Here is a 14,018-nt window from a genome sequence, read left to right as displayed (position 1 = left end):
AAAGCTTATTTTTAGTTTCATCCATTACGTCAAAAATCGTTAACTGCTCCATTATTAACAGCCCCTCATTGTGTAAATTTACTAAACTAACTCTAAGAACAAGGTTGTTTCATTATGTTCATTGGTATGCACATTAAACCTTTTCCGATAGCTTCTAATGCACTAAAAAGCATTCTTTTATATCCTTGATCTATAAAATCTACACTGATTTGACCATGATTCATAATAAATTGAAGATCAGCCATCATCTTTTTAACTTTCCGTTCGATGTAATAACCTCCTCAATAAAGTTATATAACTTATAATATTTTTTATAGAGGAGGTTGCTATATGGCTGTTAATAAAGACAAGTACACTCAAATTTTAGTTACTTTTACAAAAGAACAAGTAGAATAAATAGAAAATTACTGGCATGAAAATAAGCTGAAGAATCGAAATGAAGCAATTCGTCAGGTCGTAGACAAAGGGTTAAGTCGTAAATAATGGCTACCCTTTTTATTTTTCTTTAAAAACCTAAAAACGCATTTAAATCCTCTCTCTCCCTTTACATGCGTTTTTATAACAAATACGACTATTGTATTGATAAACATATCAAAACCTCATACAACTAAATTTGAAGGTTCATTTTTTAGTTAAACTGATTTTTTTCATGCATTCTTTAAACAAATAAAAAAAGAGCCGGATTTTCATCACAGCTCATGTATGAATTGGTTCTGTATGTGTACATGTTGGATAGTAAGAACAACCAAGAAACTTATTTCCTGTTTTATTTGAATTCCAAAAGTCTGCTACTCTGCCTATTGATAAAGAAAATGAGTTGTAAACTCACTTTCTTTCTTTTTTTGTTTGAAATCGATAACTTTTACCCCACTTGGACTAACATTATAAGTTATTGTTACAACATGAGTAGGTGGATTGTGAGCGTTAGTATACGTTCTATATTTAGCTACTACAATAAAGGTGAAGGTATATTTTTGAGAACGCTCAATTTTTATAATCTTTGTATCCGTTAAACTATACTGGTGTTCTGGTCCAAGTTTACTTCGGATAATCTCACTTGCGTAAGGAGCTAATAAAGTATTATAAGAATCATAAAAATCTTTATTAGATATATTTTCTGCCTTTCCTTCTATTGGAGATGTAAATAAAACCATCATTATAACTCCGCAAAATGTCATTAACAGTTTCCATTTAAACATATAATTAACTCCAAACTTACTGCATAATATGGATTAGATTGCGTAAATAATAGAGGATTATTCATTTGCAGTATTTTTAACAGCGCCTAAATAAAAAGAAAAAGAGCTGGATTTTCATCACAGCTCATGTATTGATTGGTTCTGTATGTGTACATGTCGGATATTGTGAACAGCCAAAAAACGTATTTCCTGTTTGATTTGAATTACGAACGACTAAACCATGTTTACATGTTGGACATTTCCGTGCTGCAGGTGTTACCCCTTGATACACATCTTCAGCCGAATATTCGGGATTGATTTTATTAATCAATTTCTGAAGTTCTACACGATCTATTAGTTTTACATTACAAGCTTCCGCTAATTCTTTCGCCTGCCTTGTATACACACTGTTCGTTACAACCCAGCCCTCTTGTGCCTTGTAATAGGCTTGTGCTGCATATATCTCCTGTACGGCACTGATGCCTACTCTATTTTTCATTCCGTAGCGTTTCGCCTGGATTACAATACGATTTTTTCCCTTCAATACCAGATCTGCTCCGAAATCATTTGACTGCTTTGTGACTGTTGGAGAATAACCCAACTCTCGAAAGAGAGCTTTTAGATATACTTCAAATTGATGTCCGTCCATTTTATCTATATAACGAATACCGGACTTAGCCATTCGCTTTAATATTCTTCGCTCCTGGAACTTCCGGTACATAAATTTACAAATATGAAAAAGAACATAAAGGATAAAACCATACATCAAAATTTGTAATATGTTTGGCATTTCTGGTAGATTAGACACTTCGCTCCACCTCTTTAATTGGTTTCATTTTCTTTGGTTGGGCTGTTTCTTTTGCCTGTTTTTCACTCACTTGTTTCTTCCGGACATCGTTCCAATCCTTTTCATTCGTTGGAATATCCTCTTTAAGATCTACAAAGCATTTCATTGTCTGAATGAAGTCTTTCCCAGCTTTATCATTATCAACTGCCATAATGACTTCTTTAATATCGTGCCCTTCTTTTTTCGCATCCATTAAAGATTGAATTACTGTTTTTGACTTCAATCCATGCATAGAAACCAGGCGAGCGTTTTGTATCTTATTTTGTTTGATACTCCAATGAGATAACATATCGATAGGATCTTCATAAAAATAAATCTTATCCGGTTTACCTACATCAACCGTAAAACCGGCATTGATTTTTTCATAATTCGGGACAATTTGCTTAAAGCTTCCTCTTTTATTCTCCATTTTGACCGTACCTTGACGGTTCATACCAATGACTTGCCCTTTGCCCCCTTCTTCTCTCCATTTGAACACCACGTTATTTTTCTTATCCTGGGCGATGAGATCCTTTTTAATCAGCCAATTCACCAAGCGAGGATCTATTTTTCGTTCATGAATTAGATATTCTTTTATCTCTGTTTTCTTATTTACTTCCAGGTGTTTGGGATAACTAAATGGCTGCTGCTCTTTTTGGCGCTCCTCTTCAGCTTTTGAACGATCAAACTCTTTGTAGTCTCCCTTCTGAATGTCCATTACGGCTTGTGGGAATGTCATGTCATAGTACATCATGGCAAAGCTAATCGCTCCATATCCTTTTTCCCCTCGACTATTCCAGGCGTACTGATTTCCTTTAATGATGAGACTATCATGCTCCGTATGACGATAATAATTTCCTTCTTTCTTAAACGTTTCTCCTTTTGCTTCCAGATATGAAATCAAGTCAACTTTTCTTGCTTTCATCGCATCCTCCGCACTGACATATGCCATTACGGAATCCCCCCTTTACTCTATAAAATGAAATAAAAAAGAGGACTATTCCTTTTCATAGTCCTTTTCTCTTAATCTACAATTTCAGCTTTATGTTTCTGTTTCTTAATCCTCAGCTTTTTCACGATTTTTTGACCAAATAACAACAATACGTTCAAAGAGACAGCCACCAGGAGCATACAGCCCGCAAACAGCCATACATTCATAACATTTGCTCCTTTCTTTTTTTAAATGAGAAAGAGGGCTTTTACTTTTACCCTCTTTCATTTTTAGCTATAAAAAAATCACTTTCCGCTTCCTCAATTGAGTAACAAAAAATGATTTAATCTGATTTTTCTGCTATAAAATTTTTCATCGTTCCATTTCCATTGTTTCTCTATTTCTACTTGATTTCTTTGTAGTTTTCGAATGCTCTACATTCTCAGGTCCTACTTCTTTTTCTTTATTATTCGTTTGTTTTCCGTTCAATGGCTGAAATTTTTTATCTACATCCATTTCCTTTGAAGTTGTAGACTGATTCACCGTTATTCCTTCTTTCCCAAGTTTCTCATCCACCCGATTTTCTAATTTCACAACGTGTTCTTGGCTTACCAACTCATTATCAATCGAAACATACTTTGTTGTATAATATCGCTCTTCAGCTTTTACACGAGTGACAATACTATTAATATTATCTGGTGTTTCTTCATATTGTGAACGTCTGTATGCTTCGAATTTTCGGCTTAAATCTTTATCTAATGTAGTTGGCTCCTTTTCTTTTAAAGGCTGAATTTGTTGATCTAGAGAAGCAATAGGTGCATATCCATCTGTCTTCATTTCTTTATATAATTCCAATTCTTTTTCATTAAATGAGTAATCTTTTTGTCCCTCCGCTTTATCAACTAAGAGTCCATATCGTTCATCTTTTACGATTTCATCTAGACTCATCTTTGCATCTTTTTCATAAACAACAAATGACAAATTCCCTCTTCCATCAAAGATAGAACTCTGAACCTTTTCATATAAATCTGGTTTCAAAATGTTATCTAAATAGACATTTTCTCGTTTCCCGTTCTTTTCCATTAGGGAAACGTATAAATCGTCCCGATCTATTTTATCTTGATTCCATACAGACAAATAATTGATATCTTTCGTAACGGCATCCATCATGTGGATTCTTGCAAGCTCTTCATCTTGTATACCGTTTGCTAATACTTCAATTGTAACTAAGTGATTGGGTGTCTCTTTCAGTTTTTCTACTGTACTTTCCTGTGCTTTTTCCATCGGTATTTCTTTGTTATTTCTATAATTCATCACTTCATCTCGTAACGCTTGTTTTACTTCATCCGATAAATACCTTTTCTCGTTTAATACTTGTTCATACGGTGTCTTGTAGTCCCCATCCCCCATATCCAAACGATCCATACTCACAAGCTCCATTCTCCCAAAATCTCTATCTACTTCTTTTGGAATGGCAATATGATAACGAGTGTTATTATATGGTACGTATTCATCCCTTTCTCTTGCTTCCTCTTTTGCTTTTTCAATATTTTTAATGACTTCAGCCATTTTTTCATTGGCCTCTCCAAATGGAATCAACTGACTACCTTTAAAATTTTCGTTTTCGCTCCACTGAACTAACATAGTTGGACGATTTATTTCATTTTGATTTAGTGCTGCATACTTTTCTTGATTTGCCACGTTAAATGCATCAATAAATTCTTTATCACTCAATTTTTCTCCACCTTCTACAGGTTCAAACTCACGGTTCCTATCTGCTTGTTCCCTTAACTCTGCAACAGAAACAAGTTTTTGTGTCGTGTTACTTAAACTCATAAATTCGACCAATAAAATATTTTTTTCGTCCTGTTTTTCATTTTGATTTGCCATACTTTCCACCTCTTTTTCATTTATTTGTTCTTTTTCCTTTTCTAATGTGTTTTCAATTGTCTCAATAAATTCAATCGAAGTTTCATGTACTTCTTTTAATAATCTCGTTTTATCCTTCATTTCTTTTCCTTGTGTCCAGCTCGCTAAATATCCTAATGAATATTCGCTTGTATCAATTCCAAAATAAGAAGAAACAGCGTAAGCTGTCATTTCTGCTTGAAACTCTTTTTCTGGTGCTGTGTAATTCATATGTGTCTCTGCTGTATGAAGTTTGGCATGTGCCAATTCATGAAGAAGTGTTTTAACATTTTGTAATTCACTGTTTCTAGGATTCAAAGCAACCTCTTTTGTTAAGGTGTAACTAACTCCTTTTGCAACCCCAAGTTCTTGCTTCGGCTCAATAATTTTTACACCGTTTTTTTCCGCAATGGCTTCCATTCCTTTATACAAACTCTGGTAATCCGTAACGCTCCCTTCTAGCCAACGATTCGGAAAAATACGAGGTAGATCTTCCACTTTTGCGTTTGTTTGAGACAGGTCAAACACATGACCGACAGCAAAATATAAGCGACCAGGCATCACTTCTACGCTTTTAGATTCAATTTGTTTCTTCTCTTCTTCATTTGCCTTAGTTACTGTTTTCCAAGTGCCTTCTTTGTCCTTAAATTTTGCTACAGTTCGGTTTGGAACAAGGATTTTTATTCCTTTCTCACCCTTCTTAACCGGAAATCCTTTTTCTTTCCAAAAAGAAAAGGAACCAACTGCACTGGCTCCCTGGAATTGACTTTGTATTAATGAAATATTAGATGGTGAATAGTGATAAAACTTTGCCATAAAGGTTAAGTACTCTTTTAAATCTTCCGGTGTACGAAAATAACCTTCTACGCTTTTTTCCATCTTTTTTGTTAAAGCTTGCACCGCTTCTTTCTTTTCTTCTGGTGATTTCGTTTGATACTTTTTCTTATAACTTTTACTCATGATCTTCTCCTACTCTTTCACTCGCTTTTTGTAATTCCTCCATTTCTTCTTCATTCCAGCTCTCAGCTGTATCAAAGAAAAGCTCATGAGTTTTTACATTAACCGGAACTAACATATTCTCTTGATTCATGACATGAACTGCAAGTTCTTCCTCTTGTTCTCGTGTAATTTTGATTGTTAGTTCTTCCTCTTTTACTAGTAAAACAAGTTCACCTTCCCCTACTTCTTTAATGACCCCTAATGCGATATCTTCATGAAATAATAACATCCTACTAACCTCCTGTTTTTTTATAAAAAGAAACAATGTAGCTTACGTTACATTGTTCTTTGATGCCTCATGATCTATACGTTTTTGTCTTGCATTACTAATTCGTTCCGCTACAACTTCTTTGGCTATCTTCACACTTCCCATCTCTTGTTTATCAGTCGTAATAAGACTATCTACGCCCTCTAAAAAGAAATAACCATTTAATAATTCAATTAAAATTTGCGTATTTCTATCCGCACTATTTGCACCAAGACGAATTTTTGTTAGTTCACTTTTCAACACATCGTGTAAGTTTCTTGATACAACTTCAGAAATATAATTCAATGACCATTCTGAAGTTTTTGATGCTTGATGCTCCATACAAATTTTCGATATAGCATCCCCTGGATGTGTAATATTATTTTCATCCATATAGTCTTGAATGTATTGATGCACATCTTCACTCAACGATAATTTCATTCGAATTTTTTCATTCCCCATGATCTAACCCCTTTCATTTTCATATGCACTTTCCCTTTGCATACGCTCATAATACTTTTGGTTCTTCCAACTTTCATATTCACTTTTAAAAGCTCGTTCCACTTTCCTCATAGAATACTGAATAGATACATTCTGTTGGAATCTTTGAAACGGCTTTGATTTTTTCAAATGATAGATTCTCTTTTGTTCTTTATCATATGCCTTCATTTCTTGTAAAAAGGCGTTACCCATTTTTTTATACAAGTCATTAATTTTATTCTTCTTGTAATTTTCATATTGCTTCTTATCATACTTTCCTTCCCCATATGCTTCTTTAAAAACTTGCACTTCTTTATCTAACTTTTTGAGAAACTGATCGTAATCTTTTTTATGATGATGTTGAATATATCTACTGCTTAATTTATCAATTTCCGGCTTTAATGGTTGAATCGTATTGTAGCTATATTGCCACTGTCTTTTATCACTTGGTAACTGTTTATAGATTTGTAAAAACAACGGTTTCAGATGTTGATTACGCCAATCAAAAACGGAATCCTCTTTTTTCCTTCCTACCATATTATTTCGAATCAGATCATTAATTTGTTTTTGTTCCTGCTTACGATCTAATAGATTATTTACGACTTTCCCCTTCATCGCATCTAATGTTTTTGGTTTTCTTTTACCACGTTCTCTTGTTGGAAATGGCTCAACAGTTGCTACATGAATATGAATATTGTCCGTGTTAAAATGAATAGCTGCTGACCAGATTGAACTTTTTTCTATCCCCTCTCTTTTTTGCATTTCCTTCATCGCAAGCCGTGTTACATCCATTAACTTTTTTTCATCCAATGTTTTTGTTTTCTCATCATAAATCCCTTGTTTCTCTAACCAGGGATTATGAAAAGAAATGACATCTTGCCACATGATACTTCCATTCTCATGAGCGGTTTTAAACATTTCCTTTAAGGACTTTTTCTCACTTTCTGTTAAACGATTTGCGTGCTCCGTAAATAGTGCCGATGTCTTTTCTGCATTCCCCATATAGTCTTGATACGTTTCGAACATTTTCGGATTCAGCTTCACTTCACTTTTCGCTTCCTCTCGATCTACATACTCAATATAGTTCTGAAACGCATCGGAACTTGGTAACACAAATTTCGTTTTTAAAACAACACCCGGTGTGACGGAAGACTGAACAGGAACCGCATTACTCATTTTCAATATCCTGCATCATCAGTTGAATAAACTCATTCATTTTTTCCATTACGCTATAACAATCACTCATCATATGGATGTTCTTTTCAATGAGATTTTCTAATTCCATTTCCCTTTTATTTTGCTGCTGAAAAAATGCCAGCATTTCAATTTGAGCTTTCAAAAATTTTTGCCGGGATAATCCTTTCCTCTTTGCAATTTCATCTATTTTCTTTACGGCAATTGGATCTACTTCTCTAATTCTGATTTCCACTTTTCCCTCTCCTTTCTGCAAATCTGGGTAGAGATCAAAAAATAGTGAGAAGAGCATAAGGGGTTTTTGTTCCCACCTAAGGTGTGAAGCTAGGCGGAGCCTAGCAAAACGATGGGAACAAGAAAAGAAGTTGAATGTCCCCATTACGTCCCTATCTTTTTCAGTAATGTCTCCACCATGTCCCGTTATTTTTTCTTAATGTCCCTTTCGTGTCCCTTTATTTCAACTGAATGTCTCCATCATGTCCCTATATCTTGTTTTACTTTTTATTAATTTCTTGTGCCTTTTGCTCTAACTTTTTGATTTTATCTCGTGCAATTTTTTGTTCTCCTTTAAACAATTCCACGTTCTTTTCTGATGATTTTATTTTTGATTCTAAGGATGCTATTTTTGATTGTGTTTCTGTTTTTTCTGCTTCCGTTTGGTACTTCATTTCATCTTGTAATTCTTTTACTTTTTCATAAACTGTCTTCGCATTTTCTTCTTCCAGTTTGATTGCTTTCCCATAATTTTTTATCTTTGTTTCGATATCCTTTTTGTCCCTTTCTATAAAATCTAGCTCATATGTTTTTTTATCTTCAGCTATCAATTCGTCATTCCCTTTTGTTTTTCTTTGATCGGTAAAAATCGTCTGAACTAATTTATTCGGACTTTTTGTTGCTGCATTTTCTTCTTCAGATTCGTTCACATCTTGTGTGAATTTACGAATATCCATTTGTTCTTTCTCACCATTTTTATTGTAAATATCGAAAGCTAACGCTCCCCAATTCGGAGATAAGTCTTTTACTTCTACTACGTATTTTCCGTTCTCCTCATACAGTACTTTTACAGGCAATTGAACACCTGGATTTGCTTTTTGCTGTGCTTTAAATGTATATCCTGTTTCCTCATATCCTTCTAATCGAAAGTAAATTTGTATAAAGTTTTTGTGTGGATTGTATCCCCTTTTCTCTACAATCAATTTCCCCATACCCGACAACTTAATTACTTTATTTGTCTCTGTATGAAATAGTTTTTCATCGTTTGGCATGTAAATTTTAGATGTTAAGAAAGCGAAAAAACCTAAAAATAGAAAGCTGATAATTGTTAAGTAGATCCACGACTTATTTTTTCTTAGATTGATTCTTTCACTCTTCTTACCAATTGCACCTATCACACTCTCACCCCACCTTTTTCGTTATAAAACTTTCATATTTAACTCTTCCACACTTGTAACTCGCCATGTTTCCTTTTCTTTTTTCATGATGATTCGTAACACATTGTTTACTTTTTCTTCTCGATTTTGCGTTGAATCTGTCGTGACATTTATAAATTCAGCTAACACATTTACTTCCTCCTTATCCGGTTCATTTTCTTGTAAATAAAACTTCATTTCTATTGGTTTTGTTTTATACGTATCTCCTACTTCGTATTTATCAGTTGGATAAAATTGTTGTAAAAGTTCTTCACTCATAATGGATTTTGCTTTTTCTTTTCGCTCACTGTAGCCTTCTTTTTCTCGATGAAATGATAATTGAATAAACGTTTCGGCTGTCGATAAATACGCCCTTCTCTGTTGTTCTTGTGCGGAAGGAAGCACCTTATCCAGTCGTTTTTTTAAGTCTTCATTTTGCTTTGTTAGTAATTCATTTGAAAGTTTTAACTGCTTTTCTTTGCCATCACTCATTGATTTTTTGCTCAAATAGATATTAAAAGCTGTTACACCTACAACTAAAATGACAAACACAATAAACAAGGATTTCCGTTTATCTTTCATTCTTTTAGTCTCCTATTCTTTCGGTTTTTAGAACCTTCTTACATGACCAGAAAAGACCTTTTTCCAATACGGATTATTTAAATCTTCAATAGATACCCCTTTATTCGTTTGACAACCAATGAAGTGATCCTTATCTATAACCAAACCGACATGCCCATCTTTTTTATAAGTATCAAAAAATATTAAATCACCAGCTTTCATGTCATTTGGTGATACCTTCTGACCAATTTTATTTAGTGACTCTGTATTAACATCTGTTACAGGTCCTAGATCTCTTCCTACTTGCTTAAATGCCCAATGCACAAAACTTGAGCAATCAAATATATTTCTATCAATCTCACTTTGCTTTCGTCCTCCACCGAAAACATAGGTACTTTTTCCTATCAATGGACGACCAACATCTACAACTTTTACACCGCTACTTCCTCCGCTTCCGGAATTGCTTCCACCACCAGATACAACAGAACCAGGCTGATAATATTTCAAAACCGAATCAACGTACAAGATATCCCCATAACACGCTTGAAACGGTACAGCTTCCGGCCTAAGGCAATGATACATACCGGTGTGAGCTACTTTTTTGTATTGTTCTTGCGAAAATTTTATAGCTATTTCTTTTGTATATTTACCACCATTTGAAGCAACAAAATCAAAAAATCCAGTACCAAAATTGTAGGCTTGTAGGGCTGTTTTTATATGATCCATGTCACCAGGACTCGTTACACCAGCTCTTTCTATCGCATGTTTAAATTCTTGTACACCAGCCCAAATACTGTAGTCTGGATCTGTAATACAATTAGGCTTTTTACAATACTTTGTATTAAATGCGCCTTCGGAACTCTGCATCGGATCACTACCACGTCCTCCGCTTTCTTGCATCATTTGAGCAAGCATTAAAGCGACAAACGGTTCCACGCCAAAAGCTTTCGCATGCTTCCGAATCGTAGGTTCCCATTTTAGAACTTCAGGTGAAACATTCATGACTTGCCCTTCACCTGTATACGTAATATCACCTGTGTCTGTTCCACTATCGCTCCCCATTGCTGCTATGAAAATACTAACCACTCCAAGTAAAAGAAAAGAAAAAAGACCCATCACAAGTAGCGCTAAAGTGATGAGCCATTTCTTTGGTATAACTTTTAAAACTAGATGCATAGTATTAAGCACCTCCCCCGAATAACATTAATTCTTCGTCCGTTACCTCTACATGGAAGTGAATGTTTTTTACAGCCCCAATACTTAAAATGACATCCCCTGTTGGCAAATGTGGTATCGCTGCAATCTCACTTTCACTTAACTGTCCTGCAAATACTTTTCGTAACATATCTAAACTGTTATTATCTTGTTGCATAATAAATTTGTACTGTGTAAGTTCAAATAGCTTTTTAATTTCATCAATCATTTCTTGTGAAGATCCTTCCGGTACAAAATCCCGAATTGTATGACTTGCATATAAAAGTCCTGCAAAATATTTTCGATCTTCACGACTAAGCTTTGTTAAAAATTGTAGCGCATGAGCGCTTTCTTTTTTCGTGTTTATGATATGATGCGCCTCGTCAATAATAATGAAATAACGAGTTACATCTTCAAAAGCAAGCTGCTTTTTGTTAAAGGCTTTTAATTGAGGCGCACCATTTGAAATCATTTCATCCCAAAGGAGATTTAACACATTAAAGATCTGTGCTTGGAATACTTCTGGTTTAAAGCTGGATATATTCCGTAAGGAAAAAGATACAACTTGTTCTTTCTTGAAATCTTCTATTGTAGTATGCCCATCAAATAATTCTGCATATGCTTCTACTAAATTCGTAAGATTTAATTCAATTAATTCTAAACGATGAATTCTACTGTCTCCTAAATTATCATGATGCTTTCTAGCTTCTACATCTTGATATAATTCTTTACGAACAAACATTAAAAAGTCAGAGAAAATCGGATATTCTTTTGATTTTCTTGTTGTAATTTCATTTTTCGCTCCTTTTTCGTCATTCCATAATCCCATACGAATATATAATTTACGAAGCAAATTTTCATATTCTTTAATTTCATCATCTTTTGCTTCTGGCGCAATGAATCGATAAAAAATTGTCAATTTAGATAGATGTTGAGTGAAACTAACTTCTTCAAGTTCTGCTGTCTTATACACTTGAAGTGGGTTAATTTGACCTTGAGAACCGTCTAATGAGATGGTCTTTCCCCCTAGTTCTTTCACTGTATCTGTAAACTCTTCTACAACATCAAATATCCGAACAAAATGACCCTTACTTGCATAATCCACACTTTTCTTTTTTAACAATGTTGATTTCCCCGCACCAGACTTCCCAATCATTACACCGTTATAACTCTTTCTTTGATTGTCTTTATGGAAGATATCAAAAATAACATTTCCTTTTGTTTTCGTTGTTCCATAATACGTACCGTATGGATCATGCAAATAAGAGTAATGAAACGGACACCCACCAGCCAAACTGACTGCCGGAATTTCTTTCCCTTTTCTTCGGTTCACATAATTTTTTTGTGTATCAAAGCTCGTTACGAGTGCATCCCATTCATACTCTTGTTCATTTAAAAAAACAGCTCCTCGAAAGTTATAAGATTCTAATGTTTCCAGGATTTCTTTTACTTGTTTTTCTAGCTCATCTATTGTTCTAGCGGAAACATAAATACGAATGTGAATACGTTTCATGACCTCACCTTGTTTCAAATCCGTATAGAGAGCTTCCAGCTCTAAAAATTCATTTTTCGCATCAATCCGATCTATATTATCCTTCGCTGTATCATGCCGAACACTTTGTTCACTCATGGATTTATTAATCGATTCAACAACTTCATTTCGATTATCACTCATGACATCTAATGTTGTGATCACATTTGGCATATTCATAATTTGCTCTAACCAAAAATCATTTACCTCTGTTGGATAATCATAGACATGAATGCAAGTACCTAATCCATCACCTGTTTGAAAATAACTTTCTTTAAAACTAATTCCCCCTTGTGGCTGAACTCTAGCCACTAAAAAGGGGTTGTAACCTTTCTTCTTTTTTAGTTCCTCTTGTTTTTCTTTTTTAGATTTTTTACTCTTGAACGCAAACATATTGTTGCCCCCTTACTACCATATATTTTTTGTTCCTAATTTTGCATTTTGATTGAACAATTTAAACATAAGCTCTAACTTTTTCTCTTCATCCACCTCTAATAGTTCAGTAGAGCGCTTGATATATCGTTTTGCTGCATCTACACGTTCTTTTACGATTAATTCCGTTTCTCCGTAAATAAATAAGAAGGCTTCACGATTGGTTCTGCCCCATTCTAAAAACTGCAGTTCTTTTAACTTTTGATTTAAAATTCGTTCATACAAAGGACTGGTACATTCTTTAATTTTCTTCTCAATATATCGTTGTTGTTCGGTTGTTTGACATGGAAAGTTTAAAAAAACGAGTTTAATGGACTGTTTGTAGGCTTGATAAAAATACGCATGTGAGAAAATGACAAATGCTTGTTCATCACTATTCTTAGAGAACATATCGTCACCTTCAACTTGAAGAATTTCTAAAAACTCCTCATTTTTCAGTTCAAATATGCCATCCTCTGTCATGTCTACAATTTGCATAATTTCCGCAATACTTTTCTTTACCTTTGGTGGCGCTTCTTTCTTTTTTCTAGACAAAAAACCTAACAGTTTTGGATTTTTCTTTTTCGAAGTGTCTTTCTTTGGCTTTTCTTTCTTCTGTTTTTTTACTTTTGGTTCTGCCTTTGTTCTTTCTTCTTTCTTTTTGTTAGGTACCACCTTCACAATTTCTTTTGGTTCAGAAATTGATTCTTTTACGTTTTTTTCGTTAAATCGAAATGCTTTTTTCTTCGGTCTTTCTAGTTGTTTTGGCTCTTCTTTCTCTACATCTTTTTCGCTGAATAACGCCATATGTGATCCCTCCCTTATTTATCGTTATCAATGGCGCAATATGCACCTTTCCTTCTTAGCAAAGTAATAATCAATACTTCATACATTCGTTTTTGAGGATTCGTACTTGGTCGCCAAATCATGATAATTGCAATAGCTACCATGAAAAGAATAAATGGTAACTGAAAGGACGCATGTACGAAGTTCCTAAGAATCATCGTTACAACTAATAAACCAATTAATAAAAAGAAATCTATTAAATAAAGCACTTTATTAATCCGTAATTCTGTACTGATTTCCTTCGGAATCCGATAGCTTCTCATCGGGATTCCCTCCTTTTCGACAATAAAAAATAAGCGTACG

Annotated in this window: 15 protein-coding genes and 2 pseudogenes; all 17 read right to left on the bottom strand. The window is 34.2% G+C overall.

Annotated elements, in window-relative coordinates:
- Window positions 1–81: 81 nt before the first annotated feature.
- Window positions 82–269: pseudogene (locus ACQGS6_RS07355) on the bottom strand (hypothetical protein).
- Between the two features lie 427 nt (window positions 270–696).
- Window positions 697–777 (bottom strand): annotated as a pseudogene (locus tag ACQGS6_RS07350) (restriction endonuclease); the annotation flags it as partial.
- Between the two features lie 20 nt (window positions 778–797).
- Complete coding sequence (locus tag ACQGS6_RS07345) at window positions 798–1,199, bottom strand: DUF3888 domain-containing protein (protein WP_267415473.1); 402 nt, start codon at window positions 1,197–1,199, stop codon at window positions 798–800.
- A 124-nt stretch (window positions 1,200–1,323) separates the two neighbouring features.
- The gene (locus ACQGS6_RS07340; RefSeq protein WP_061660632.1) at window positions 1,324–1,986 is read right to left on the bottom strand and encodes a restriction endonuclease; all 663 of its coding nucleotides are present in this window, start codon (window positions 1,984–1,986) and stop codon (window positions 1,324–1,326) included.
- Window positions 1,979–2,956, bottom strand: a complete 978-nt coding sequence (locus tag ACQGS6_RS07335; protein WP_426965000.1) for a DUF3991 domain-containing protein — start codon at window positions 2,954–2,956, stop codon at window positions 1,979–1,981. Before ACQGS6_RS07335 ends, ACQGS6_RS07340 begins: the two co-directional genes overlap by 8 nt.
- A 105-nt stretch (window positions 2,957–3,061) precedes the next feature.
- The gene (locus ACQGS6_RS07330) at window positions 3,062–3,223 is read right to left on the bottom strand and encodes a hypothetical protein (RefSeq protein ID WP_426965001.1); all 162 of its coding nucleotides are present in this window, start codon (window positions 3,221–3,223) and stop codon (window positions 3,062–3,064) included.
- A gap of 84 nt (window positions 3,224–3,307) precedes the next feature.
- Window positions 3,308–5,803, bottom strand: a complete 2,496-nt coding sequence (locus tag ACQGS6_RS07325) for an LPD25 domain-containing protein (RefSeq protein WP_426964999.1) — start codon at window positions 5,801–5,803, stop codon at window positions 3,308–3,310.
- Window positions 5,796–6,071, bottom strand: a complete 276-nt coding sequence (locus tag ACQGS6_RS07320; RefSeq protein WP_242298886.1) for a hypothetical protein — start codon at window positions 6,069–6,071, stop codon at window positions 5,796–5,798. Before ACQGS6_RS07320 ends, ACQGS6_RS07325 begins: the two co-directional genes overlap by 8 nt.
- A gap of 42 nt (window positions 6,072–6,113) precedes the next feature.
- Complete coding sequence (locus ACQGS6_RS07315) at window positions 6,114–6,551, bottom strand: hypothetical protein (RefSeq protein ID WP_336821035.1); 438 nt, start codon at window positions 6,549–6,551, stop codon at window positions 6,114–6,116.
- 3 nt (window positions 6,552–6,554) lie between these two features.
- Window positions 6,555–7,745, bottom strand: a complete 1,191-nt coding sequence (gene mobP2 / locus ACQGS6_RS07310; RefSeq protein ID WP_426964998.1) for a MobP2 family relaxase — start codon at window positions 7,743–7,745, stop codon at window positions 6,555–6,557.
- The gene (locus tag ACQGS6_RS07305; protein ID WP_336821039.1) at window positions 7,738–7,998 is read right to left on the bottom strand and encodes a hypothetical protein; all 261 of its coding nucleotides are present in this window, start codon (window positions 7,996–7,998) and stop codon (window positions 7,738–7,740) included. The genes mobP2 and ACQGS6_RS07305 overlap by 8 nt, the downstream gene beginning before the upstream one ends.
- Window positions 7,999–8,257: 259 nt before the next feature.
- Window positions 8,258–9,154, bottom strand: coding sequence for a hypothetical protein (locus ACQGS6_RS07300; protein ID WP_098015729.1), 897 nt, complete (start codon window positions 9,152–9,154; stop codon window positions 8,258–8,260).
- A gap of 21 nt (window positions 9,155–9,175) precedes the next feature.
- Window positions 9,176–9,754, bottom strand: a complete 579-nt coding sequence (locus ACQGS6_RS07295; RefSeq protein ID WP_012263718.1) for a hypothetical protein — start codon at window positions 9,752–9,754, stop codon at window positions 9,176–9,178.
- Between the two features lie 27 nt (window positions 9,755–9,781).
- Window positions 9,782–10,909: a bifunctional lytic transglycosylase/C40 family peptidase gene (locus ACQGS6_RS07290; RefSeq protein WP_426964997.1), complete on the bottom strand. Its 1,128-nt coding sequence runs from the start codon at window positions 10,907–10,909 to the stop codon at window positions 9,782–9,784.
- Between the two features lie 4 nt (window positions 10,910–10,913).
- On the bottom strand, window positions 10,914–12,851 hold the full coding sequence (locus tag ACQGS6_RS07285) for a VirB4 family type IV secretion system protein (RefSeq protein ID WP_012263720.1): 1,938 nt from the start codon (window positions 12,849–12,851) through the stop codon (window positions 10,914–10,916).
- 15 nt (window positions 12,852–12,866) lie between these two features.
- Window positions 12,867–13,676, bottom strand: coding sequence for a hypothetical protein (locus ACQGS6_RS07280; RefSeq protein WP_088911280.1), 810 nt, complete (start codon window positions 13,674–13,676; stop codon window positions 12,867–12,869).
- Window positions 13,677–13,690: 14 nt separating this feature from the next.
- A complete protein-coding gene (locus ACQGS6_RS07275) occupies window positions 13,691–13,978 on the bottom strand; it encodes a DUF5592 family protein (protein ID WP_098015727.1) in 288 nt (95 codons plus the stop codon).
- Window positions 13,979–14,018: the final 40 nt, after the last annotated feature.

This window comes from Bacillus sp. GMs2/2, from assembly GCF_050172095.1.
Taxonomy (GTDB): Bacteria; Bacillota; Bacilli; order Bacillales; family Bacillaceae_G; genus Bacillus_A; species Bacillus_A cereus.
The sequence above is the reverse complement of the archived record's forward strand: the minus strand, read 5'-3'. Positions and strand labels throughout refer to the sequence as shown.

Excerpts from the sequence above, each read along its gene's own strand:
- ACQGS6_RS07345 (WP_267415473.1), bottom strand. The coding sequence starts at position 1,199 with ATGTTTAAATGGAAACTGTTAATGACATTTTGCGGAGTTATAATGATG.
- ACQGS6_RS07285 (WP_012263720.1), bottom strand. The coding sequence starts at position 12,851 with ATGTTTGCGTTCAAGAGTAAAAAATCTAAAAAAGAAAAACAAGAGGAA.
- ACQGS6_RS07295 (WP_012263718.1), bottom strand. The coding sequence starts at position 9,754 with ATGAAAGATAAACGGAAATCCTTGTTTATTGTGTTTGTCATTTTAGTT.
- ACQGS6_RS07275 (WP_098015727.1), bottom strand. The coding sequence starts at position 13,978 with ATGAGAAGCTATCGGATTCCGAAGGAAATCAGTACAGAATTACGGATT.
- ACQGS6_RS07330 (WP_426965001.1), bottom strand. The coding sequence starts at position 3,223 with ATGAAAGAGGGTAAAAGTAAAAGCCCTCTTTCTCATTTAAAAAAAGAA.
- ACQGS6_RS07290 (WP_426964997.1), bottom strand. The coding sequence starts at position 10,909 with ATGCATCTAGTTTTAAAAGTTATACCAAAGAAATGGCTCATCACTTTA.
- ACQGS6_RS07325 (WP_426964999.1), bottom strand. The coding sequence starts at position 5,803 with ATGAGTAAAAGTTATAAGAAAAAGTATCAAACGAAATCACCAGAAGAA.
- ACQGS6_RS07335 (WP_426965000.1), bottom strand. The coding sequence starts at position 2,956 with ATGGCATATGTCAGTGCGGAGGATGCGATGAAAGCAAGAAAAGTTGAC.
- ACQGS6_RS07315 (WP_336821035.1), bottom strand. The coding sequence starts at position 6,551 with ATGGGGAATGAAAAAATTCGAATGAAATTATCGTTGAGTGAAGATGTG.
- mobP2 (WP_426964998.1), bottom strand. The coding sequence starts at position 7,745 with ATGAGTAATGCGGTTCCTGTTCAGTCTTCCGTCACACCGGGTGTTGTT.
- ACQGS6_RS07280 (WP_088911280.1), bottom strand. The coding sequence starts at position 13,676 with ATGGCGTTATTCAGCGAAAAAGATGTAGAGAAAGAAGAGCCAAAACAA.
- ACQGS6_RS07320 (WP_242298886.1), bottom strand. The coding sequence starts at position 6,071 with ATGTTATTATTTCATGAAGATATCGCATTAGGGGTCATTAAAGAAGTA.